Origin of the sequence: Nonomuraea sp. NPDC050540 (assembly GCF_044457485.1) — a bacterium.
GTDB lineage: Bacteria > Actinomycetota > Actinomycetes > Streptosporangiales > Streptosporangiaceae > Nonomuraea.
On the sequence record NZ_JBITHA010000002.1, the window covers coordinates 175,154 to 198,318 of the forward strand.

Below are 23,165 nucleotides of genomic sequence, written 5' to 3' on the forward strand. Positions count from 1 at the left end.
GAGACTTAGTTTTTGAGAAGAGGCTCCGGCCAGACCTCACAGGGCGACGCGGGCCGCGTGGCGGAGGATCCTGGAATTGCACAGTTCGGGCACGTCCAGCGCGATCGAGTGCCCGGTGCCCGGCACCAGCTCCACCTCGGCCGAGGGCAGGACCTCGGCCAGCCGGCGGGCCTCGTGCGCGGAGTCCTGCATGGTGCTGTGCGCGCCGAACAGAATGCACGCCGGCACGGAAACGGCGGCGAGTTCCGCGTCGGTGAGCGGAACCATGGCCGGCAGCGCCGTCTCGTACACGTACGAGCCGAAGACCGCGGTTCGCATGTCCTCGGGCCGGTTCACCGAGTCGGTGTACAACATGCCGGCCAGTGCGCGCCGCAGCGGCGAGGGCAGGTACAGCCCGAGGCCGCAGGCGATGGCCCAGGCGTAGTGCCGGAAGTCGGCCACGCGGAAGGCCGCGGGGTCCAGCAGCGTCATTCCCGCCACCCGCTCGGGGGCGTGTATGGCGGTCAGCAGCGACTGCCAGCCGCCATAGGAGAAGCCGACAAGGTAGACGGCGGGCGCGCCGATCCCGTCGAGCGTCTCCGTCAGCCAGCGCATGAGGTCGCTTCGCCCGGTGAGGGCCCGGGTCTGCACACTGCGGCCGACGGCCCCGAGCGGGTCGACGAGGTAGACCGGATGGGCCGCGCCGACGGGACCGCTGCTGTAGCGCCACCCCAGCGCGTTTCCCCCCATACCCGGCAGGAACACCACCGGCAGCCCCTCCGCCGCGCCCGTGCGGTACAGGCGCGTGGTGCCGTAGCTCGTGCCCACGTCGAGCGCCTCCAGCGGCTCCGGCCAGGCACGGATCTCCGCGTCGTAGTCCGCGAGATACTTCCGCCTCGCCGAATCGCTCCGGAAACGACCAATGCGCTCCATGCTTCATCCTTTCCCGAACACCATTCTTGATACATGTGTATCATGGATGTGTGTCGAGCAAGGTCAGCCATGAAGAGCGCCGCCACCAGATCGCCGAAGCGATGGTCACCATCGCCGCCACCCGCGGACTGCACGCGGCCAGCATGCGGGAGGTGGCCGCCGAAGCCGGCGTCTCACTGCGCCTCGTGCAGTACTACTTCCAGACCAAAGAGGAACTGCTGCGCGCCGTCCTCCAGCGCCTCGGCACCCAGCTGGGCAGGCGGATGGCCCATGCCGTGGCCGGCTCGGCCACTCCCCGCTCCTATCTCCGCGACGCGATGACGGCACTCCTGCCCACCGACGAGGAGGGCCGCCGCATCGTGCTGGCCTACACCGCCCACTACACCCTCACGCTCACCGAGCCGCACCTGGCACCGACCGGCCTCGCCCACGCGGGAGCCCTGCACGATCTGATCACCGCCAAGTTCCGCGAGGCCGCCCAGGCAGGCGAACTCCGGCCGGACGTGGATCCGGGCAGGGCGGCGCCCATCTGCCTGGCGTTGGTCACCGGCCTCCAGTCGGCCGTACTCGCCGGACAGCACACGCCCCAGGTGGCCATCGGCCTGCTGGGAGCTCATCTCGACGGGCTTTTCACCCCGACGCCGGGTCCGGGAAACAGCCGCCCATGACGTCGAGAACGTGGCCCGTGATCCAGCGGGCCGATGTGTTCCAGGGCGGTGAGGGCGGACACGAGTCCGGCGATCACCGCCCGGCCATCCACGCCATCGTCCATACGCTCATGACGTGCCCGTGCCCGGCCTGACGACCGGTTCGAGGACGAAGACCGGGATCTGACGGTCGGTCTTGCGCTGGTAGTCGGCATAGTCCGGGTACGCGGCCACCGCCCGGCGCCACCAGAGGGCCTTTTCCTCCCCGAACACCTCGCGGGCCCGGTACTCCCCGGTCACCGCGCCGTCCTGAAGCGAGACGTCCGGCCCGGCGACCAGGCTCGAATACCACTGCGGGTTGGCCGGCGCGCCACCCAGGGAGGCCACAGCCGCGTAGTGCCCGTCGTGCTCGACACGCATCAGCGGTGTCTTGCGCATCTTGCCGGTCTTGGCGCCCCGGTAGGTCAGCAGCACGGTGGGCAGGCCACGGATCGTCACGCCGTCGGTGGTGCCGGTGCGCATGATCCGCTCGACGTGCTCGCGAACCCACGCCGACGCGCTCGGTTCGTAGTCACCGGCCTGATCGACGGGCCGGTGACGGGGGCGCCTGGTGTCCACGTTGGCGGTCAGGGTGGTGAGGATGCCGGGTAGTTCCGCCACCGTGCCGGCGGGCAGGCCGTCCACGGTCTCCTCCGCCAGGGCGACCCAGAGTCGCTTGATCTGGCCGACCAGAGCCTTGCCGCTGTCGGTGAGCTCGACGACGCTGGCGCGCTTGTCGGTGGGGGCGGGCGTGCGCCGGATGTGGCCGCCCGCTTCGAGTTTGCGGCTCATGAGCGTGACGCTGGGCGGCTCGCAGCCGAGCGCCTCGCTGAGCTGGGCCTGGATCATCGGTCCTGTCCGGTCGAGTTCGAGCAGGAGCGCCTCCTGGCCCGGATGCAGGCCGAGCGGATCCAGCAGCGCCGCGGCCCTGGCCCGGTGGCGCAGGCTCAGCAAGCGAATGGCCTGGTTGAGCGCGTCAGCCCGCTCGAAGTCCATGGCTCCTCCTTGACAGTTTAGTTATCCGCATAACTATTATGCGCATAATTAATCGTAGCCGACAACGAGGAGCCGGGCATGACCGTGAAGGTCGCCGTCATCTACTACAGCGCGACAGGCAGTGTGCGCGCGCTCGCGCAGGCGGTCGCCGAGGGCGCCGCCTCGGCCGGGGCCGAGGTGCGGCTGCGACGGGTCGCGGAACTGGCGCCCGACGGCGCCATTGACCAGGAGCCTCAGGCCGGGCCGATCGCCGAGGTGGAGGATCTGGCGTGGGCCGACGCGTTCGCGTTCGGAACGCCGACCCGGTTCGGCGCGCCGGCCGCGCAGCTCAAGCTGTTCATCGACCAGGCCGTCGGGCTGTGGCACGGAGGCGGGCTGGCCGACAAGCCCGTGACCGCCTTCACCTCGGCGTTCCACCGGCACGGCGGCAGCGAGGCCACGATCTTGTCGCTGGGCAACGTCTTCTACCACTGGGGGTCGCTGATCGTGCCGCCCGGGTTCACCGATCCAGTCGTGTACGCCGCCGGCGGCAATCCGTACGGCACGTCGTTCGCGAGCGGCCCGAGCGGGGACGGCCCGGACGCCGCGGCGCTGGAAGCGGCCAGGTACCAGGGCCGTCGGCTGGCCCAGATCACGATCAGGCTCCGCCCCGCCGATGACGGGGAAGCCCTCGCCGCGACCACCTCCCAGACCGCGTGACCGGCACCGCGACCCGGCGGGCCGGCCTCGCCTGGATGATCCTTTCGCTGGCGTGCGCCTGCCAGTTCATGGTCATCCTGGACGCGTCCATCATCAACGTCGCCTTGCCCTCCGTCCGCCGGGACCTCGGCTTCACGCCCACCGGCCTGGCCTGGGTGGTGAACGGCTACCTGCTCACCTTCGCCGGCCTCATGCTGCCGGGCGGCCGCGCCGCCGACCTGTTCGGCCCGCGCCGGACGCTGGTCGCCGGGCTGTTCGTCTTCTCCGCCGCCAGCCTGGCCGGCGGCCTGGCAACCGCTCCGGAGGTCCTGGTGGCGGCCCGCCTCGTACAGGGCGCCGGCGCCGCCATGATGGCTCCGGCGACGCTGGCCGTGATCAACACCTCCTTCACCGAGCCGGGTGCGCGGGCCAAGGCGTTCGGCGCGTGGTCCGCCGCGGGCGGTGTCGGCGGAATGGTCGGCGCGCTCGCGGGCGGCGCCATCACCACCGGCCTGTCGTGGCGGTGGGTCCTCCTCATCAACGTGCCGATCGGGGCGGTACTGATCGTCGCCGCCCTGCTCTCACTGGCCGCCACGCGGACCCGGCGGCAGTCGCTGGACCTCACCGGTGCGGTCACCGGGACGGCCGGCCTGGCGGCGCTCGTCTACGGTGTGATGGGGAGCGCCGATCACGGCTGGTCGTCCGGGCCGGTCGTGGGGCCGGTGGTGGCGGGCCTGCTCCTGCTCGTCGTCTTCACCGCGGTGGAGGCGCGTTTCGCCACCCGGCCGATGATGCCCCTGCGGCTGTTCAGGGTCCGGGCGGTGGCGGTCGGCAACGGCATGCTGCTGCTGTTCGGCGGGATCGCCATCGCGATGTGGTACTTCACCTCGCTGTTCCAGCAGAACGTACTCGGCTTCAGCGCGCTGCAGGCGGGGCTCGGGCAGACGCCCGCGGCGGTGATGTTCATGGTGACCGCGCGATGGGCCGCGCCCCTGCTGCCGCGTACCGGTCCGCGCCCTCCGGTGCTGATCGGCAGCGCCCTCTTCCTGGCCGGTTTCGGCTGGCTCTCCCTGGCCCACGCCGGCAGCGGCTACGTCACCGGCGTGCTCGGGCCCACACTGCTCGTCGCGGCCGGCATCGGGCTGACCTTCCCCACCCTCATGGCGGTGGCGACCACCGACGGTCCGGAGAGTGACGCGGGGATCATCGGCGGGCTGGCCCAGACCGCCGGTCAGGTGGGCGGGGCGATCGGCCTGGCGGTGCTCGCGACGGCCGCCGGCGCCAGGGCCGCCTCGGAGGGCGGCGGAAGCTCCTCGCCCGCCGCCCTCGCCGCCGGCTACAGCCTGGTCTTCCTCGTGGCGGCCGGGCTCGGCCTCGCCCTCGCGGCGGTCGGCTTGCTGCTGCCCCGGCACCGGCGCGGCTGACGATTCACACGCCCAGTACGTCGAGCGACAGCCCCGTCAGCTCGCCGGCCAGGTGCGCGCGGGAGCGGGCCCTGGTGCTCAAGGACAGATCGTTGACCAGGGTCATCGCACTCTGGACGAGCACCCTGGCCTCGTCCTGGGTCAGCTCGGGGCGTTGGGCGGACAGCAGGCCGACCCATTCGATGATGTAGTCGTGCTGGGCGCGGCGCATGGCGCGGAGCTGCTCACCGGGCAGGTGCATGACTTCGGTGACCAGCATCGCGTTGAGCTCGCTGTGCGCCAGGGTGTTGTCGACGTAGGAACGCAGCACCGCCTCCAGGGCCTCGCGCGGGCCGGAGCTCGACGTCAGCGCCTGGCCCAAGGCCAGCTGCAGTCCGTCGTTGGCCCGGTTGAGCGCGGTGATGAGGATCTCGGCCTTGCTGCCGAAGTGGTTGTACACGCTGGGTCCCGCGATCCCCGCCGCCGCGCCGATGTCCTCCATGCCGACCGCCTGGTAGCCGCGCTCGTGGAACAGCGTGGTGGCCGCGGCGAGCAGCGTCTCCCTGCGCGAGGCGCGGGCCAGCCCGGCGCTCTTCCTCACCTCGCCTGCCGGCGCCGGCCGCAGCCGGGAGGTGTGGCTCAGCACCTGCCCGATCTCCGCCATCAGGCTCTCGTAGCGCGCCCTGGGCAGCTCGACGGCGTGGTAGGAGGGGCTGGACAGAGCGCTCAGCACCGCCCAGGCCAGCAGGTCCGCCTCGTCCCGTGGCCGGTCGAGCAGCCCGGCGACGCGTCGGTGGATCGCCCGCTGATGCTCGCGCACCCCGACGGCCTGGGCGGCGGAGAGGTGCCTGGCCTCCCGCCGCCACAACACGCCGAGCTGGCGGTGGTCGAGCACGTAGCGGGCGAGCGTGACCACGATCTCGTCCGGCGTGGCCTCGGCCAGGGCGGCGTCGAGCCTGGCCAGTCCGTCGAGGACGACCTGGCCGAGGAGCTCCTGCTTGCCCCTGAAGTGGCGGTAGAGCGCGCCCGCGGTGATGCCGACGGCCTTGGCGATCTCGTCCATGCCGGTGGCGTGGAAGCCGGACCGATGGAAGTGATCAAGAGCCGCGGTGAGAATCTGCTGCTTGCGGTCGCGCGGGCGCCGCCTGGTCGTGGTCATCGCGCCGATTGTCTCAGGTGACCGCCCTGTCGGCGCCTTCCCAGTACGGCCGGCGTAGCTCACGCTTGAGGATCTTTCCCGCGGAGGAGAGGGGCAGTTCGCTGACGAATTCGGCGCTGCGCGGAGCCTTGTACCCGGCGATCAGGGTCTTGGCGTGCGCCCGGAGATCTTCGGCGCTTGCCGTACAACCGGCTTTGAGCACCACGACGGCGTGCACGCGCTCGCCCCATTCGGCGTCGGGCACGCCGATCACGGCGCAGGCGGCGACGGAGGGGTGCTGGGCGAGGGCGTTCTCCACCTCGGCGGAGTAGACGTTCTCTCCGCCGGAGACGATCATGTCTTTGAGCCGGTCGACGATGTAGACGTATCCGTCCTCGTCCATGTAGGCGCCGTCGCCGGTATGCATCCATCCGTCGCGCAGCGCCTGGGCGGTCTCCTGGGGTTTGTCCCAGTAGCCGAGCATGACGTGGCCGCCGCGCACCACCACCTCGCCGACCGTTCCGCGGGGCACCTCCCGGCCCTCGGGGTCGACGATGCGGACTTCGGCGTGCGGGGCCGCCCGGCCGCCGGAGCGCAGCTTGGTTCCGTCGCGGTGGTCGGCGGCGGTGAGGAGCGTGGCCACGGGCGACAGTTCGGTCATGCCGAAGGCCTGGACGAACCCGGCGCTGGGGAAGGCGTTCATGGCCCGCGTGAGCAGGGACGCGGGGATGGGCGAGGCGCCGTACAGGATGGTCTTGAAGCCGGACAGGTCGTGCTCGTCCAGCGCGGGGTGGTCGACGACGAGCTGGATCATCGCCGGGACCAGGACGCCGCTGTCGGCCCGGTGGGTCTCGATCGCCTTCATGACGGCCACGGGCTCGAACATGGGGATGATGACGTGGGTGCCGCCGACGAGGTTCTGCGCTGTCCACGCGGACAGGGCGGCCAGGTGGAACATCGGCGCGGCGTGCAGGAGCCGCCCGCCCGGGACGGTGAAGCTGCCGCCCGCCTGGCTGCCCATCGCCGAAGTGATCATGTTGCCGTGGCTGAGCATGACGCCCTTGGGGAAGCCGGTGGTGCCGCCGGTGTAGAAGATCCCGGCCAGCGTGTCACCGCCCGTACGCGAGTCCTCGATCGGCTCGTGGGCGGCGAGCAGGTCCTCGTAGGCGAGCATGCCGTCGGGGGCGGGCCGTTCGCCGCAGTGGATGACGACGTCGAGTACGTCGGCGAACATGGGCGCCACGGCGGCGAACGCGTCGTCCACCAGGAGCACCCGGGAGTCCGACTCCTCCAGCGAGTAGCGGATCTCCGGCGGCGCCCAGCGGATGTTCACCGGGTTCACCACAGCGCCGATCCACCACGTGGCCAGCAGGTACTCGTGGAAGCGGTCGGAGTTGAGCGCGAGCGTCGCCACCCGGTCGCCCGCCGCGACGCCGAGCGCGCGCAACGCGGCCGCCAGCCTGGCGACGCGGTCCGCCGACTCGCGCACGGTGCGGGTTCTGTCGCCGAAGACGGTGTGAGGGCTGTCGGGGCGTTGCTGAAGGGCCCGATGCAGCCCTTGGGTCAGGTACATGTCGTGCTCCTACAGGGATCTGGCGATGAGTTCCTTCATGACCTCGTTCGCGCCGCCGTAGATCTTCTGGACGCGCGCGTCGGCGTACATGCGCGCGATCGGGTACTCGCGCATGTAGCCGTATCCCCCGAACAGCTGCAGGCATCGGTCGACGACCTGGCACTCCACCTCCGTGAGCCACCACTTGGCCATGGAGGCGGTGGTGGCGTCGAGCTCGCCGCGCAGGTGCAGCTCGACGCACGAGTCGGCGAACACCCGGCCCACCCGGGTCAGGGTGGCGCATTCGGCCAGCTCGAAGCGGGTGTTCTGCATCGCCATCAGCGACTGGCCGAACGCCTGCCGCTCCTTCACGTAGGCGACGGTCTCCTCCAGCGCCCGCTCGGCTACGGTCACCGCGACCACGGCGATGATCAGCCGTTCCTGCGGGAGCTGCTGCATGAGGTGGCCGAGTCCTCGCCCCTCGACGCCCAGCAGATTCGCCGCGGGCACCCTGACCTCGTCGAAGAACAGCTCGGAGGTGTCCGCGGCAGGCATGCCGATCTTGTCGAGCACCCGACCGCGCCGGAAGCCGTGCTCCACGACGATCAAGGAGATGCCGTTGCCGGTCTGGGCCACCACGATGACCAGGTCGGCGCAGCCGCCGTTGGAGATGAAGGTCTTGGACCCGGTGACCACGTAGTCGTCGCCGTCGCGCACCGCCTTCGTCCGGATGCCGCGCAGGTCGGACCCGGCGTCCGGTTCGGTCATCGCCACAGCGCCCACGACCTCGCCCGTGGCCATGGGCGGCAGCCAGCGCCGCTTCTGCTCCTCGGTGCCGTAGGCCAGGATGTAGTGCGCGACGATGCCGCTGTGCACCGCGTTGCCCCAGCCCGAGTCGCCGATCCTGGCCTGCTCCTGCAGGACCGCCAGGTCGTCGGCGAAGGTGCCGCCGCCTCCGCCGTACTCCTCGGGGATCGAGCAGCACAACAGCCCGACCTCGCCCGCCTTGAGCCAGAAGTCGCGGTCGACGTGGTGCTGGGCCTCCCAGCGTTCCAGGTGCGGCACGGCCTCGGCCTCGAGGAACGCGCGTGCCGTCTCGCGTAGCAGATCGCTACTCATAGCCGCCGCCGCAGACGAGGACCTGCCCGCTGACGTAGTCGGATTCGGGCAGGCAGAGCAGGAACACCGAGCCCGCCGCCTCTTCCGGCGTGCCGCCGCGGCCGAGCGGGATCATCAGTTTCAGCGTCGCCATCAGGTTCGCGTTCACGCCGACCTTGATCTCCTGGCCCTCGACCTCGATCGAGGCGTCCTGGGTCAGCCTGGTCTCGATGAGGCCGAACGCCACCGCGTTGACGTTGACCCGGTAGCGGCCCCACTCCTTGGCCATGGTCTTGGTCAGGCCGACCACGCCCGCCTTGGCCGCCGCGTAGTTGGCCTGACCGGCGTTGCCGCCGAGGCCCGCGATCGAGGAGATGTTCACCACCTTGCGGTGGTGCTCGACGGGATGGGCTTTCAGGTACGGCTGCGCCGCCCGGAGAATCCGGAACGGCGCCTTCAGATGGACGTCGAGGATGGCGTCCCACTGATCGTCGGACATCTTCTGCACGACGTTGTCCCAGGTGTAGCCGGCGTTGTTGACGATGATGTCGAGGGCGCCGAACGACTCGGCGCAGGTGTCCACCATCCGCTCGCCGATACCGGGCTCGGTGACGCTGCCGGGGCAGGCGACCGCCGCCCCGCCGGCCGCCTTGATCGCCGCGACCGTCTCCTCGGCGGGCTCGGCGTCCAGGTCGTTGACCACGACCGACGCGCCTTCCGCGGCCAGCTTCAACGCGATCGCGCGGCCGATGCCCCGGCCCGATCCGGTGACGATGGCGGCTTTGCCGTTCAGCTTCACAGTGCTCCTTCGATGATCGCCTGGCCTTTGAGCGTGAGGGTGCCGTCGTCCAGGGTGACCGTCAGGTCGAGGTGGGTCAGCCCGTCTTCGGCGCGGGTCACGGTGGCCTCGCAGATCGGCCTGCCGTACAGAGGGGTGATGGCGGTGAAGCGCACCGCGTAGGAGCGGATGCGCTCCTGCGGAACCAGGCCGGTCAGCAACCGTCCGAGGTAGGCCATCGACAGCATGCCGTGGGCGAAGACGTCGGGCGCGCCCGCGCCGCGCGCGACGTCCAGGTCGATGTGCATGGGATTGTGATCGCCTGAGGCGCCCGCGTACAGCGCCAGCGTCGTCCGGCTGATCGCCGGGAGTTCGAGCCTCATGAGGTCACCACGATCGTGTTCGTCAGGTCGGCGATCGGCTCGCCGTCACGTGTCACCGTGGTGGTCCTGACCAGGAAGCGCAGCGCGCCTCCCCGTTTGGTGTAGTCGCCGGTGAGCGCGCTGTCGAAGGTCAGCGTGTCGCCCGCGTGAGCCATGGCGTGGTAGGTGAAGCCCTGCTCGCCGTGGAGCACCTTGCGCAGGTCGATGCCCAGCTCGGACAGGAAGGCGAACGGGTCGTCCCGGCACTCCATCTCCAGGCAGAACAGGAACGTCGGCGGCACCGGCAGGTCGGGGTGCCCGGCCTTCACGGCCGTCTCGACGTCGGTGTAGAGCGGGTCGCTCTGGCCGGTGGCCTCGGCGAAGAAGCGCAGCCTGCCGCGCTCGACCTCGACGGTGCTCATGTCACCTTCTCGTAGAGCGAGACGACGCAGGCGCCGCCGAGGCCCAGGTTGTGCTGCAGCGCCAGCCGTACCCCGTCGACCTGGCGTGCGCCGGCCTGTCCCCGCAGCTGCCAGACCAGCTCGGCGCACTGCGCGAGACCCGTCGCGCCCAGAGGGTGTCCCTTGGACAGCAACCCGCCGCTGGGGTTGGTGACCACCCGCCCGCCATAGGTGTTGTCGCCGTCCACCACGAACCGCTCGGCGGTGCCCTCGGGCGTCAGCCCCAGCGCCTCGTAGGTGATCAGTTCGTTGGCGGTGAAGCAGTCGTGCAGCTCGACGACCCCGATGTCCTCGGGACCGACGCCGGCGCTCTCGTAGACGGAGCGCGCGGCGTTCGCGGTCATGTCGTAGCCGACGACCTTCATCATGTCGCGCTCGTCGAACGTGCTGGCGGTGTCGGTCGTCAGCGCCTGCGCCCTGATCGCGACGTCCGGGACAAGTCCGTGACGCCGGGCGAAATCATCCGAGCACAGTACGGCCGCCGCGGCCCCGCAGGTGGGCGGGCAGCACTGAAGCCTGGTCAGCGGCCCGTAGATGTGCGGGGAGGCCATCACCTCCTCCTCGGTGAGCGGGTCGCGGAAGACGGCGTACGGGTTGTGCGCCGCGTGCCTGCGGGCCTTGACCGAGATCTTCGCGAACGTCTCGGGGCGGGTGCCGTACCGCTCGGCGTAGGTACGGCCGGCGCCGCCGAAGTACTGGGCGGCGAAGGGCGCCTTCTCGTCGGCGCCCTGGATGCCGACCATGGTCATCGCGCTGCGCGACATCGGCTGGGGGCGGTCGTCCCACACCGATCGCAGCGCGCCCTTGCGCATCTGCTCGAAGCCGAGAGCCAGCACGCAGTCGACCGCGCCGGCGGCCACCGCCTGCCTGGCCAGCCAGAGCGCCGAGGAGCCGGTCGAGCAGTTGTTGTTGACGTTGACGATCGGGATGCCGCTCTGGCCGAGGCCGTAGAGCGCGGCCTGCCCGCTGGTGGAATCGCCGTAGACGTAGCCGACGTAGGCCTGCTGGACCTGGTCGTAGCCGATCCCGGCATCGGCGAGGGCGGCCCTGGCCGCCTTCTCCCCCATGACGTCGTACGGCTCGCTCGCTCCGGGTTTGGTGAAAGGGATCATCCCCACACCGAGCACACTGACGCGCATCGCTCTCCTCCAGACACTAATCACCATTTACTTTTTTGCATTCATGGCTCTATGTCAAGAGGAGATGGCGACCAAATGACCTATCAGTCATTTACCGACCCGCCCGCCGCCGTCACCGTCGAGGAAGAGCGGTGAGAGCCGCCGGGCGGGAGGGCGGTTCTCACAGCGTGTAACCGGAGGCGAGGGCGATGACGCCCACCACGGTCATCAGCAGCGCCGAGCCGGGGTGCATGGCGATCGAGACGCGGATGTCCTTCTCCTTCCAGGCGAGCCAGACGCCCGGGTAGAGGAAGACGAGCTTCGACAGGACCGTCCAAGGGGCCCAGAAGTGGTACACGGAGAAGAAGAAGGTGTTGAAGAACGGGGCCCACTTGCCGAGCTGCGGGAGGCGGGGCAGCAGGAAGCCGCGGAAGTAGTACTCCTCGATCAGGGGCAGGGTGAAACCGGTGAACGGCGAGCAGATGAGCAGCGTGGTGAGCACGAGGTCCGGCGAGTAGCCCTGGAGGTAGGCGGTGCCGTCGGGGCCGGCGCCCTGGTAGTTCACCCAGGTGAAGAACCAGTCGTAGACGATGTTGTCCAGCGGGGTCAGCGAGAGCGAGACGACGGTCATCCACACGAGGCACGCGGCCCCGAGCCAGAAGACCTTGCGGCGCGAGAGCGGCCTGTCGTGGTGGCGGACGACGCCCTTCATCGTGAAGCGGCCGGTCTGCTTCTTGCCCAGCCACAGCAGGAACAGCTGGAGCGGGAAGAGCACGACCGCGAGGGCGATGGCCCAGGCCATGAAGATCGGGTAACCGGTCGCCCGGACCAGGGGGGCGGCGACGAACGCGTACACGGCGACGATGAACGCGCCGGGCACCAGGTGCAGCGCGATGGAGAACGGGACGGAGTGGCGGTCGGCGAGGAGCTTCGCGACGAAGCCCTTCTTTTCGGCCGGGGGCCGCATTGCTGTGTTCATGCCGGGAAGTCTGGCTCCGCGCCCCAACACGGACCTGACATCGCTCTGATACGGCTACGGGCCGCCGTGCAAGGCGCGGATCACGGCATGTGCCATGACCGGCGCAGGGCGTCGGACAGGTCTCCGGCCCGGGGATGGCGCAGGACCAGCGCGGGTTTGACGCTCCGCCCGGTGCGGCGTTCCAGTTCGGCGGCGAGCCGCGTGGCCAGCAGGGAGTGACCGCCCAGCCGGAAGAAGTCGCTGTCCCGCTGGATCGGCCCGGCGGCCAGGGTGGCGCGGAAGGCGGCGAAGACCGTCCTTTCCACCTCGTCGCCGGGAGCCGGCGCCGCCGCCACCTCGGTCCGGCGCGCGCCCGCGTAGTCCTCGGCCAGCAGCCGTTTGCGGACCTTGCCGTTGGGGGTGACGGGCAGTTCGTCCAGCAGCACGATGTCCACCGGCACGTGACTGCCCGGCAGCCGTTGCGCGCAGTGCTCGCGCAGCCCGGCCGCCTGTTCGCCGGGCGTCTCCAGGACGACCGCCGCGGCGACGGCCCGGCCGAGCGCGGCGTGCGGCACCCCGAACACGGCCACCTCCCGGACGGCCGGATGGGTGCGCAGCGCGGCCTCGACCGTCGCGGAGGCGATGTTCAGCCCGCCGGAGACGATGACGTCGTCGGCTCGTTCCACGAAGTACACCAGGGCGTCGTCGCCGAGCCGGCACAGGTCGCCGGTCGCGATCCAGCCGTCGTCCAGGTAGCGCGTGCCCGTCTCGGCGGTGCCCGCCGGCTCCAGGTAGCTCAGCGCCGGGCCGGTGTCGCGGAGCCAGAGCTCCCCCACCCGCCCGGGGGCCACGTCGCGGCCCGTGCCGTCCACCACGCGCGCGTCCCGGCCGAGCCGGCCGAGCGCGGGCGGGTGGCCGGGCAGGCACCGGTGCTGAAGCCCGGCGCCTCCCTCGGCGATCGTGTAGACGTTGAAGATCTCCGCCCGCGGGAACACCTCGGCGAGGCCGTCCACGGTGGGCTGGTCCAGCGGAGCCGAGGACGACACCACCGACCGGATCCGCGCCGGTGCGCGGCCCTGCCCGCGCAGCGCGGCCACGGCGAGCCGCGCGGTGGTCGGCACCAGGCTCATGGCGCTCACCCGATGCTCGTCGATCAGCTCGGCCAGCCGTTCCGGCGCGAACGGCTGGCCGAGCACCACGTGCACGCCGTTGATCAGGCAGCTCTTGAGCACGGACTGCGCCGCGTTCGTGCCGATCGCCACGGAGGTGAACAGGGCGTTGAGCTGGGCCGCCGGTACGTCGTCGTCCTGCGGCCAGTCGTCGGTGAGGGAGACGTGGCTGCTCAGCACGGCTTTTGCCGCGCCGGTGGTGCCGGAGGTGAGGATCACCGCCGCCGGATCCGATTCCGCGCGACGCGCCGTCTCCGGCGAAGGCGGCGTGGCGGTCAGGTCGGCGGCGGTCGCCACCCATCCGCCGAACGCCGCCCCCTGATGCTCTTCCCCGGCGACCAGGCCGGCCGCGCCCACCCGGGCGGCGGTGGCCGACAGGTGCGGCAGAGGGAGGGGCGCGCGTACCGGAACGGCCACCCCGCCCGCCGCCAGCACGCCCATGAAGCAGGTGGCGAAACGGAGCCAGTCGCCGTCCTCGAAGGCGAGCACCACCCGCTCCCCCGGCCGCGCGCCGCGGGCGGCGAGCCCCGCCGCGACCCGCCGCGCACCCAGGTGCCAGCTCAGGTAGTCGAGTGTGCCCACCCCGTCGACGGTGAACGCCGGCGCCGCCGGGTGGGCGGCCGCCCTCCGGGCGAGGACGTCATGCAGTAACCCGGGCAAAAGTGGTCCCTCCCCGCGCATGGCGTACCGGGCGATCGTCTCACCATACGCACCACAAGTCGCCCTGATCAGACCACTCAATAAGGATAAATGTTCATCGTTGACGCTATTACCGCTATTTCTAAGAATCGGCCTCGAAATTCGCACCGATAGGAGGTACGAAATGGGGCACAGCGACCTGCCACGTGACAGCTGTGGTGGCGTACGCCGATGCGGCGGCAATCTTCTCGTCGCCAACGCCGTGCAGCCGAAAGAATCGGCCGTCCGCCGCAATGTCCGGGCGGTATCCGAGTTCTGGTCAACGTTCCGGGCATCCCGCAAGATGCTGAACAAGAGCCGGTAACTGTTCCTTGCGATCAGAAACCAGCATGACTGGAGGGGTTTCGGACGCTCTGTCCGAGCCCCTCTACTTGCGGCCGGAGGACGGCGCGCTCGACCGTGATCCGCTGCGCCTGGTCACCTCGGCGAAGCGGTTCTCACTGGAACGACTGGCGCTGCTTCTGGACGGGCTGCCGTTCGAGGCGGAGTTCCCGCCCGAGAGCCCCTGGGAGGGCGTGGTACGGCACCGCCCACCCCTCGACCTTCCCCCGCTGGGCTCCACCGACGACGCGGCACTGGGCGAGGAGTTCGCCGCGGCCGTCTCGCGCTGTCTCGGCGACGCGGAGTCCGCCGTGGTCCTGCTCTCGGGCGGCATGGACTCGTGGGCCGTCTTCGCGCACGCCTGGCGCCAGACGCGGCGGGAGGGACGCCGGCTGAGCGCGGTCGTGTGGAACCTGCGCGACCAGTTCGGCAAGGCCACCGCCTCCCTCGTCCACCGCCAGCTCCAGGCCGTGGACATCTCCTGCGACCTGCACGTCCTGCCCGCCGAGTGGCACGCGCTGCCCGAGCCGCGGTGGTCGCCGCTCGGCCCCCGCCACGACTACTACACGCGCCTGCACCAGGCCACCGTGGATCACGCCGCCGACATCGGGGCGAGCGTCCTGCTCAGCGGCCAGGGCGGCGACGAGGTGCTCGGCGCCTGGAACCACCTGTCCGCCTCGCTGGCACGCGGGCGCAGGTGGCGGGACCTGCGCAGCTACCTCACGAGCTTCGGCCAGGCCGACTCCCTGGTGGAGGTGGCGGGCGAGGCCGCCGCGATCGCGGCACGACGGCTGCCGCCGCACCTCTCCTTCCAGCTGTACGTGGCGACCGCGCTGCGCGACGTCGTCAACAGCGGGCGCCCGTCGGTGCTCACGGACGGCTACCGCGAGTCGGTCCAGGGCTGGACCGAGGGCTGGCTGGCGGACAGGTTCGAGTCGTTCAGGGAGGCGGGCGGCGACTGGACGACGGCCAGCCTGCGTGACTCCATCTTCCCCTGGGCCTACGACGCGCATCCGCTCGGAGCTCCGATCCGGCAGCGCTCGCCGTTCGTGGACGAGCTGTTCGTGCGCTACGCCTTCGGGCTGCCGCCGGCCACCCGGTTCCGGGCCGAAGGGCCGTACCCGTACCAGTGGTACAAGGCGTTGCACCTGCGGCTGCTGCCCGCCGCGCTGCGCCCGATGCTGCCGGGCTACAAGCAGAGCTACTCCGACGCCTTCCGGCGCTACGTGCTCGACGTGCTGCCCGAGGAGCCGCCGCTGATCGAGGAACTGGGGCTGATCCAGCCCATGGACCGGCTCGACCTGGAACGGGTCCATCCACGGCTGCCCATCGTGGTGCGCAACGTGGAGCGGTGGGTGGCGGGCGCGCTGGAAGCCGGCGCCGAGCCGGCCCTCTAGCATGAACGGCCCGGCACGCAGGTGGTTCGGCGCGGAACCGGCCGTCAACCTCGCCCTGTCACCCGACGGCCGGGCGGTGAGCTGGCAGAGCGAGCAGAAGCGGGGCCTGTTCGTCTGGCGCCGGGAACACGGCGTGCGCGCGCTCCGGCCCGGCCGTGGCCGGATCGTGGATCACGCCTGGCTGCCCGGGAGCGGCGCGCTGCTCGCGGTCGTGGCAGGCCGTACCGAACGGGTGATCGTCCACGACGAGGCCACCGGACGGACGGACGACGTCACGCCGGAGGGCCTCGGCCGGATCCACGTCGTGGACCGCGACCAGCCGCGGCGCCGAAGCCTGCTGCTGGGCGGCACCGACGCGCACGGACGAGCGGCGTGGCACCTCCTGTCCTCGCCCGGCGGGCCGGCACGCCGCGTACCCGCGCCCGGCACGGCCGGACGCCTGTTCAGCGACGCCGGTGACCGGCCGTGCGCGGCCACCGCCCGCGACGAGGACGGCTCCCTCACCGTGTACGCGGCGGAGGCGGACACCTGGCACGAGGTGTGGCGAGCCCGCCCGCCCGGCTCCCTGGTCACCCACCCCGTCGACGTCACCGCGGACGGGCTGGGCCTCTACCTGTCCGGCCCCTGCCGCGACGGGTTCCTCGGCGTATGCCTGCTGGACCTGCGTACCGGCAGGACGCGGATCGTTCTGGAGGACGGCGGGCACGACCTGGACGTCGTGCTGCATCCGGCGACGCGCGTCCCGCAGCTGGCGCTGGTGTCGGGAGCCCGCCAGGGTCTCCGGGCGCTCGGCCCCGAGCCGGCCGCGGACCTGTCCGAGCTCACCTCCCGCCATCCGGGCGAGCTCGACCTCGTGGGCCTGACCAGGGACAACACCGTCTGGCTCGTCCGGCTCGACGACGGCGCGTCCGCGCCCCGGCACCTGTTGTGGAACCGCGGCGACGGCACCGCGCTCCCCTTCACCCCGGGGCTCCCGAAGCCGCGCCTCACCCGCAGGACGAACCCGCGGGCGCTCGCGCCCACCGCCGCCGTGGCCGTTCCCGCGCGTGACGGCCTGGTGCTCGACGGCTACCTGGTCACCCCGGCCGGGGGCGCGCCGCCGTACCCCGGTGTGCTGCTCGTGCACGGCGGCCCGTGGTCGCGCGACGTGTGGGGCCTGTCCGCGCAGGCCCAGTGGCTCGCTGAGCTGGGGTACGCGTCGCTGCGGGTCAACTTCCGCGGCTCGGAGGGGTACGGCACGCGTTTCCTGGACCTCGGCCGTGCCGACTGGGGCGGCGCGATGCACGACGACCTGGAGGACACACTGAGCTGGGCCGTCGCGGAAGGGCACCTCGACCCGGACCGGGTGGCCATCATGGGGCAGTCGTACGGCGGGTACGCGGCGCTCATGGCCGCGACCGCCCGGCCGAAGGCCTTCGCGCTGGCCGTGGCCGTCTGCGCGCCCACCGACCTGGTGGCCTTCCTGCGGCACGTGAAGGGATCGTCGCACCACGAGCGGGCGCATTTCCTGCACCGCGTGGGCGACCCGGACGACGACGCCGGCCGCCTGCGCGCCCGCTCGCCCCTCACCCACGCCGCCGGCTGTCATACGCCGGTGCTGCTGGTGCACGGCCGGGACGACCCGCTGGTCCCCTATACCCACGCGACCGCCATGGCCGCCGCGCTCACCGAGCATCGCCGTCCCCACCACTGCCTGGTGCTCTCCGGCGAGGGCCACGGCATCACCAGCCCCGCCAACCGGATCCGGCTCGCCCGGGTGGTTGGCCGCCAGCTCGCGTTCCACCTCGCAGGGAGGCCCACATGACCAGCCCCCAGGACACGGACCTGACACCGCCGCCGACCGCGGCCGGGGAGCGTCCGTCCTTCCGCTACGTCGCCGCCCCCGGCAGGCTCGCGCCGTTCGTGACCGGCCCGGCCTACCGGGAGACCGGCCCGGAACGCGCCGCGAGTTCCTCCTACTCCCTGGCCGCGCTGGCCACCTGGTTCACCTGGCCGGCGCTGAGCACCGACCTGTTCCCCGCCGCGCCGTGGGCCGGTCTCGAGCGCGTACGGCACGCGCCGCCCCGGCCCCGTGGCCACGCCCGCCCCGGCGAACTGCGCGACCGGCTCGAAGCCGCGGTCGAGCGGGCGATCGGCGACCGGGAGCACGTGGCGGTCGCCACCTCGGGCGGGCTCGACTCCGCCGCGCTGCTCGCCGTCACCGCCCGGCTCTGCCGCCGTACCGGCCGCCGGCTGCTGACCGTCACCATGGACATCCCGGACGACCGGGGCCGCCGCCCCAAGGTGGTCGTGGACCGGCTGCTGGACTTCCTCGGGCTGCGCTGCCTCCACCTGCGCGTGGACACGGCCCCCCGCCGCTGGCCGGAGCCGGACTGGTGCGAGCACGGCCCGCGCTTCGACGGCTTCCCCCGGCTGCACCGCGGGATGGCCGAGCTCGCCGCCGACGCGGGCGCGCAGGTCCTGCTCCACGGCAGCGGCGCCGACCAACTGCTGGAGGCGCCCGGATACATGGCCGCGCGGCTGGCCGGCCGGGGCGCCTTCGGCGATCTGGCCGCCTATCTCAAGGACGCCGCGGCCGGCGGCGGGCCTCCCCTGCGGGAGCTGACGGCCGTGCTCGCCGGAGGGCTGCACCGGGGGATCTCCTCCGCCCTCTACTGGCCGACGGCCTGGCCGCAGCGGACACGCGAACCCGGCTCGGCTTTGCTGACCGACGAGGTCCACGAGGCGGCGTGCGCCTGGGAGCGGGACTACCGGCGGGAGTCGGCGAGGATCGCGGCCGAGGCGGGCATGTCCTGGGCCGAGGCGCTGATGATCCACCGCACCTTCCCGTACGACGTCGTGGTACCGGCCACCGAACTGCCCGAGGCCGCCCCCTTCTACGACCCGGCCTTCGCCGAGTACGCCCTGCACCTGCCCGCGGACGCCCGTTACTCCTCGGCCTACGAGAACGAGTACCTGCGCAGGAAACACCTGGTCACGGACTTGCTTCCGGACGGGATCGGCTCCGTGCTGCCGCCGTACCGGCAGCGCGGCTCGCGGTCGTACTCCCGGTACTGGCGGCTGACGCGCGTGGAACCTTCGCTGGCCGTGGAGCGGGGGCTGCTGCGGCCGGACTGGCGGACGCGGTGCCGGGACACGTTCGAGGTGGCCACGGCCAGCGCGGTGGAGCTGTGGCTGCGCGGCGCGGAGGAGCGCGGGGCGAGCGCGGCCGGGATCGGGGCGACGGCGTGACCCGGGCCGTCCCGGGCGTTCCGGTGAGCGCTCCCGGCAGGGTCGACGTGGCCGCGCTGGCGTTGTACCTGTCGCGTCCGTCGCTGGTGCTGGGGGTCTATCCGGCCTCGTCGCGGGTGGAGACCGGCCCGGACGAGCGGGGCCCGGCCGATGCGCGTGAGCTGGGCGAGCGGCTCGCGGAGGCCGTCCGCCGGGCCGTCGGGCCCCACCGGACGGTGGCCGTCCTGCACGACGGGAGCCTGGGTGCGACGGCGTTGCTGGCGGCGGCGGACACGGCCGGGAGGGAGCTGGGGGCCGAGGTGACCGTCGTGGTGGCCGACCATCCCGACCCTCGGGGCGCGAGCGTGGCGGTGCCGGCTCAGCAGGCCATCGCGCTTCTCGGCGGGCGCCACCGCTTCCTCCTGGCCGAAGCCGACCGGCTGCCCGGCCGCGGATCCTGGGACCGTACCCCGCAGGAGGAGGGCCGCGGGGGTCGCGACGGGTGGAATCCCGTCGCGCCCGATCTCGCGCGGACCCCGTTGGTACGGGCGGCCGAGGCCAGGGCGGAGCAGCTCGGGGCGACCGTGATCCTCACCGCGGACGGCTGCGAAGAGCTTCTTCAAGCCGGCCCCTCCGGGTTGACGGATGTGCGGGCGGCGGGCCGCGGACTGGCCGACCGGTGGCAGGCGGAGGGTGTCGCCGCGGCGCTCGCGGACGCCGCCGCCGCGCTGGGACGGGGCCCGGCGGCCCGGCGGCTGCGTGCCCGCCTCCACCTGGCCCAGGCGCCGTTCGCGCGGGTGCTGGGTGGGCCGCCGCGTGTGCTGGCGCCGGAACTGCGCGCCCACGTGGAGGCCTGGACGGCCGGCTGGGTCGGCCGGCTGGCCGAAGATCTGGCCGGCGAGCGTGACCCGGTCCGCGCGTGCGTGCGGGCTCGCATGGCACGCTTCGCCGGCCCGCACCCGGCCGCGGTGGCCGCCGCGGCGCCGGTTCCGCGCGCGGCGCCGTTCCTCGACCCCGGCTTCGCCGCGTGGGCGCCGCGGCTACCCCAGAGCGCCCGCTACGACGCCCGCCGGCCGACGCCCCACCTGCGACGCAACAGGTTGCTGATCTCGCTCGTCCCACGGGCCGCCCGCGACGCCCTCCCCGCCACGCCCCCTCCCCCGGCCTCCGGCGAGCTCCCCGGCGCGGCCGGCGAGTACCCGCTGTGCCGCGAGCTCGGGCTGCTGGCTCCGGGAGAGGACGTGCCGGCGGAGGTCAGGACCAGGCTGACGGTCCTGGAGGAGTGGCTGTCGGGGTACGGGCGGGTCAGCCCAGACCGAAACGGCGGTTGAACGCCTCGCCGAACGGGCTCACGAAGCGGCGACGTACGGCCCCGCCCAGGGCGGACCGCAGCCGCATGCCGGGCGCGGGCCGGGTGCGCCCGGTGGTGGGCTGCCAGAAGAACGTCACCGACGACGTCGTGCCCGGCCCTTCGACGAGGTGCCCCCAATAAAGGGGGATGTAGAGCGCCTCACCCGCCCGTACGGTGCACCGCAGCGGCGAGCCCGGCCCCTCCGACACGGCGGAGAAGTCGATCCGGCTGAAGTTGAAGCGGTAGGAGTACCACGGATGGAAGTTCAGGAACCGATGGTCCTCCGGCGGATACAGCAGCACGTCCTTGGCCCCGCTCACCTGGCACAGCAGGGCCTGTTCCGTGCTGTGGTAGTGCAGCGCGGTCACCGTGTCGCGGCCCAGGAAGAACGCCAGCCCCAGCTCCGGCGCCCCGGTCAGGCAGCCGGGGACCGACAGGTCGTCCGCCAGCTCCGGCAGCAGGTCCAGCAGCGGCGCCTGGGCGAGGTAGCAGCGCTCCGCCTCCCCGGGTGAGGTGAGGAGGTCGAGGTAGCGGTCCATGCGCAGATGGGAATGCACCCAGCTGCCGTAGTAGGAGCCGGACGGGTAGAACTCGACCGGCACCCGCGTCGCCCCGACCCGCTCGCGGAAGTAGCCGGGGTTCCAGCGGTCCAGGGCCGGCCAGCCGTCCAGGGCGCCTTCGAGGAGGACCGGCCGGCGTGCCCGTTCGAGCTCTCGCACGTCACCGATGTCCGCGGCCCGGCGCCGGGGCACCTCGGCCGCGCGGATCGCCCTCCGGGCGGGCAAGCCGTCCCCCTGCCTCTCGCTGTCACCGTTCACTGCCCTGGACTCCTTTCGCCTGTCACCGTGGGCCGCTCCCGACGGCGGGTGCCCGTCGCCCACGACGAGTTCCCCCCAGTTCTCCGTCTGCTCGAACGGCCACGCCGGTGTCGGGGGCGGGCCGGCTCCCGTCCGGAGCCACCGTCCCATCTCGGCCAGCAGCCGCTCGGCGTCCAGCCTCTTCTGGTCCAGCGCGCCCCCGGGCAGCCACGCGCGCAGCCGGTCGAGGTGCGCGGCGGCCCCGGACCCGGCGGTCCCGGATTCGGCGGCCTCGGATTCGGCAGCGAGGAGCGCCGCCCAGTCCCGGTCGGGGTAGTACATGTCCTTCGCGCGTGCCGCCAGCGCCGCGGCGGCGTCCGCGTCGAGGATCTCCTCCCGTACGGCCGCCGCCAGCGTCGCCCTGATGTTGACCATGGGTTCGGACATCGGGCGGTATCCACCCTGCGCCGGGGCGTGCAGCACCGCCACCTCGTCGTCGTCGGTCAGGAGACCCAGGCGGTACTGCTCCGCCACCTCGCCCACCGGGATCATGCCGAACGGGGCCAGCTCGGCGGCCCGCAGCGCGCCCATGCTGGCCGCGCCGTACACCCTGATGCCGAGTGAGAGGGCGTAGAGGATCTCCTTGTGCCAGACGGCGGGGACGCGCTCGAAGTACCCGTCCACGATCCCGATGGCGGCCGGGCGCTCGCGGGCCGCGCGGTAGACGCTGCCGAGCTCGGCGGGCGGGCGGTAGTCGGCGGCGGGCAGGATGCGCGCGGCCTCCTCGACCGGCAGCGTGGGCCCCAGGAACACCACCGGCGGACGCCGGTCGGCCGCTCTCACTCTTCCCATGGCCGCCACCGCATTCCGGGCACGACCGCCTTGACCACCGGCACACCCAGATCGTCGATCGTCAGATCGACCACCACGGCCGAGGTCGCTCCGGTGGCCTCCAGCCGGGCCACCAGCCAGTCCAGGTCTTCATTGGTCGTCGGGTGGTCGACGTCGGGCGCTTCTGTGTAGTCGTGCGCGGGGCGGTCGCCGGTCGCGTCGCCGACGGCGCGCCGCTGGTCGGGGTCGAAGTACCAGGTCTGCCGCTCGCGGCCGATGTCGTCGCGCGACCCCACGATCACCGTCGCCCTGGCCTGCGCCGCCTCGGTGAGAGCGCGCGACAGCGCGATGGCCCGGCGCGGATGGCAGCCGGAGCCCTGCGTCTGGGGCAGCGGGTGGTACCAGGGCGTGTCGGTCTCCACGGCCAGGCAGTTGAAGACGGGCGCCCCGATCTCCGAGGTCAGGTCCCAGATCAGCACGTCGATCCCGGCCTGACGGAAGCGTTCGAGCAGCGCCTGGCAGCCGCTGTCGGTGATCGACTCCGGCCGCACCATCCGCCGTGCGGCGAACATGTCGCCGGCGTCCTGCGCGGCGACGATGGCGTCACGTTCGACGAGCTCGCACAGGGCGTGGACGGCGGCCTCGATGAGGCTGTTGCCGGAGGCCAGGCCGTTGGAGCCGTTCTGCACGGAGTGGTCGCCCGGCGCGATCGGCACCCGCCAGTCGCAGTGCACCGCCTCGTACGGCACCCAGACCGGCTCACGTTTCATCAGGTCCCAGCCGTGTACCCAGCGCATCGCGCGGTCCGGGGCGTACCCGCTGCACGGGCAGCGTACGAGGGTCATCGGGTCGAGTACGGCCGCGCCGCCGGCGGCCAGCGCGCGGAAGCTGTCGTAGCGGAGGGGGAGGTGGTGGGTCTCGGCGTGCCACAGTTCGAGCGACTCCATGATCGCGGACACCTTCGCGGCCTCGGCCGTGACGCCCTTGCCCTGCGAGACGGCCAGGCTGCGCGAGGCGGGGCGGATCGCGCACCAGACCGGGATCCCGATCCGGTCCATTCCGGTCACGTTCGCCACGCGGGTGATTCCGGCGACGGCCATGGCGGGCGACACCCGTTCGAGGGTCGCGGCCGGGCTCACCGCTCGATCCGTGCCGTCGCGGTACTCCTTGCGGATCGGCCGCGCCCATTCGGCGGCCCAGCGGCCGGATAATTCCCTGACAAAGGAATGAGAAATGAGTTTCCCCCTATT

General features: G+C 72.2%; 20 protein-coding genes and 1 pseudogene. 7 read left to right on the forward strand and 14 right to left on the reverse strand.

The annotated features are described in order from the left end of the window. Positions 1-36 precede the first annotated feature (36 nt). Positions 37-912 carry an alpha/beta fold hydrolase gene (locus tag ACIBI5_RS07300; RefSeq protein WP_397244135.1) on the reverse strand — a complete coding sequence of 292 codons (876 nt, stop codon included), beginning with the start codon at positions 910-912 and terminating at the stop codon, positions 37-39. 50 nt (positions 913-962) lie between these two features. Here ACIBI5_RS07300 and ACIBI5_RS07305 point away from each other — a divergent pair, with 50 nt between their 5' ends. Beyond that, on the forward strand, positions 963-1,580 hold the full coding sequence (locus tag ACIBI5_RS07305) for a TetR/AcrR family transcriptional regulator (RefSeq protein ID WP_397244137.1): 618 nt from the start codon (positions 963-965) through the stop codon (positions 1,578-1,580). A 108-nt stretch (positions 1,581-1,688) separates the two neighbouring features. Here ACIBI5_RS07305 and ACIBI5_RS07310 read toward each other — a convergent pair whose 3' ends face one another. Then, positions 1,689-2,177 (reverse strand): nitroreductase family deazaflavin-dependent oxidoreductase, encoded by a 489-nt coding sequence (locus ACIBI5_RS07310; RefSeq protein WP_397245280.1) that lies wholly within the window; start codon positions 2,175-2,177, stop codon positions 1,689-1,691. Positions 2,178-2,336: 159 nt separating this feature from the next. Beyond that, positions 2,337-2,594 (reverse strand): annotated as a pseudogene (locus ACIBI5_RS07315) (MarR family winged helix-turn-helix transcriptional regulator); the annotation flags it as partial. Positions 2,595-2,672: 78 nt separating this feature from the next. On the opposite strand from ACIBI5_RS07315, the gene wrbA reads away from it, so the two are divergent. Together wrbA and ACIBI5_RS07325 are read left to right on the forward strand one after the other, a co-directional pair. After that, a complete protein-coding gene (gene wrbA / locus ACIBI5_RS07320; protein ID WP_397244139.1) occupies positions 2,673-3,293 on the forward strand; it encodes an NAD(P)H:quinone oxidoreductase in 621 nt (206 codons plus the stop codon). Continuing rightward, on the forward strand, positions 3,290-4,696 hold the full coding sequence (locus ACIBI5_RS07325; protein ID WP_397244141.1) for an MFS transporter: 1,407 nt from the start codon (positions 3,290-3,292) through the stop codon (positions 4,694-4,696). Before wrbA ends, ACIBI5_RS07325 begins: the two co-directional genes overlap by 4 nt. A gap of 4 nt (positions 4,697-4,700) precedes the next feature. Here ACIBI5_RS07325 and ACIBI5_RS07330 read toward each other — a convergent pair whose 3' ends face one another. The 9 genes from ACIBI5_RS07330 to ACIBI5_RS07370 all read right to left on the reverse strand — a co-directional run bounded on the left by ACIBI5_RS07330 (position 4,701) and on the right by ACIBI5_RS07370 (position 13,969). Beyond that, the gene (locus ACIBI5_RS07330; protein WP_397244143.1) at positions 4,701-5,834 is read right to left on the reverse strand and encodes a TetR/AcrR family transcriptional regulator; all 1,134 of its coding nucleotides are present in this window, start codon (positions 5,832-5,834) and stop codon (positions 4,701-4,703) included. Positions 5,835-5,847: 13 nt separating this feature from the next. Continuing rightward, complete coding sequence (locus tag ACIBI5_RS07335; RefSeq protein ID WP_397244145.1) at positions 5,848-7,386, reverse strand: long-chain fatty acid--CoA ligase; 1,539 nt, start codon at positions 7,384-7,386, stop codon at positions 5,848-5,850. A gap of 9 nt (positions 7,387-7,395) precedes the next feature. Next, on the reverse strand, positions 7,396-8,484 hold the full coding sequence (locus ACIBI5_RS07340; protein WP_397244147.1) for an acyl-CoA dehydrogenase family protein: 1,089 nt from the start codon (positions 8,482-8,484) through the stop codon (positions 7,396-7,398). Next, a complete protein-coding gene (locus ACIBI5_RS07345; protein ID WP_397244149.1) occupies positions 8,477-9,262 on the reverse strand; it encodes an SDR family NAD(P)-dependent oxidoreductase in 786 nt (261 codons plus the stop codon). Before ACIBI5_RS07345 ends, ACIBI5_RS07340 begins: the two co-directional genes overlap by 8 nt. Then, positions 9,259-9,624, reverse strand: coding sequence for a MaoC/PaaZ C-terminal domain-containing protein (locus ACIBI5_RS07350; protein ID WP_397244152.1), 366 nt, complete (start codon positions 9,622-9,624; stop codon positions 9,259-9,261). Before ACIBI5_RS07350 ends, ACIBI5_RS07345 begins: the two co-directional genes overlap by 4 nt. Next, on the reverse strand, positions 9,621-10,025 hold the full coding sequence (locus ACIBI5_RS07355; protein WP_397244154.1) for a MaoC family dehydratase N-terminal domain-containing protein: 405 nt from the start codon (positions 10,023-10,025) through the stop codon (positions 9,621-9,623). The genes ACIBI5_RS07350 and ACIBI5_RS07355 overlap by 4 nt, the downstream gene beginning before the upstream one ends. Further along, positions 10,022-11,203 (reverse strand): lipid-transfer protein, encoded by a 1,182-nt coding sequence (locus ACIBI5_RS07360; protein WP_397244156.1) that lies wholly within the window; start codon positions 11,201-11,203, stop codon positions 10,022-10,024. Before ACIBI5_RS07360 ends, ACIBI5_RS07355 begins: the two co-directional genes overlap by 4 nt. Before the next feature lie 160 nt (positions 11,204-11,363). After that, positions 11,364-12,161: a type II CAAX prenyl endopeptidase Rce1 family protein gene (locus tag ACIBI5_RS07365; protein ID WP_397244158.1), complete on the reverse strand. Its 798-nt coding sequence runs from the start codon at positions 12,159-12,161 to the stop codon at positions 11,364-11,366. An 80-nt stretch (positions 12,162-12,241) separates the two neighbouring features. Beyond that, a complete protein-coding gene (locus ACIBI5_RS07370) occupies positions 12,242-13,969 on the reverse strand; it encodes an AMP-binding protein (protein WP_397244160.1) in 1,728 nt (575 codons plus the stop codon). Between the two features lie 368 nt (positions 13,970-14,337). Here ACIBI5_RS07370 and ACIBI5_RS07375 point away from each other — a divergent pair, with 368 nt between their 5' ends. From ACIBI5_RS07375 to ACIBI5_RS07390, 4 genes are read left to right on the forward strand one after another with little or no spacing between them, the layout of a single operon-like run. Further along, positions 14,338-15,726, forward strand: coding sequence for an asparagine synthase-related protein (locus ACIBI5_RS07375; protein WP_397244162.1), 1,389 nt, complete (start codon positions 14,338-14,340; stop codon positions 15,724-15,726). 1 nt (position 15,727) lies between these two features. Next, complete coding sequence (locus ACIBI5_RS07380) at positions 15,728-17,530, forward strand: alpha/beta hydrolase family protein (RefSeq protein WP_397244164.1); 1,803 nt, start codon at positions 15,728-15,730, stop codon at positions 17,528-17,530. After that, a complete protein-coding gene (locus tag ACIBI5_RS07385; RefSeq protein WP_397244166.1) occupies positions 17,527-18,957 on the forward strand; it encodes an asparagine synthase-related protein in 1,431 nt (476 codons plus the stop codon). The genes ACIBI5_RS07380 and ACIBI5_RS07385 overlap by 4 nt, the downstream gene beginning before the upstream one ends. Then, entirely contained in the window at positions 18,954-20,267 is a 1,314-nt protein-coding gene (locus ACIBI5_RS07390) for a hypothetical protein (protein ID WP_397244168.1), read from the forward strand. Before ACIBI5_RS07385 ends, ACIBI5_RS07390 begins: the two co-directional genes overlap by 4 nt. Here ACIBI5_RS07390 and ACIBI5_RS07395 read toward each other — a convergent pair. Both ACIBI5_RS07395 and ACIBI5_RS07400 read right to left on the reverse strand, forming a co-directional pair. Beyond that, positions 20,242-21,936, reverse strand: coding sequence for a TfuA-like protein (locus ACIBI5_RS07395; protein WP_397244170.1), 1,695 nt, complete (start codon positions 21,934-21,936; stop codon positions 20,242-20,244). The two genes, ACIBI5_RS07390 and ACIBI5_RS07395, sit on opposite strands and share 26 nt — an antisense overlap. Further along, the gene (locus ACIBI5_RS07400; RefSeq protein WP_397244172.1) at positions 21,924-23,054 is read right to left on the reverse strand and encodes a YcaO-like family protein; all 1,131 of its coding nucleotides are present in this window, start codon (positions 23,052-23,054) and stop codon (positions 21,924-21,926) included. The genes ACIBI5_RS07395 and ACIBI5_RS07400 overlap by 13 nt, the downstream gene beginning before the upstream one ends. Positions 23,055-23,165 lie beyond the last annotated feature (111 nt).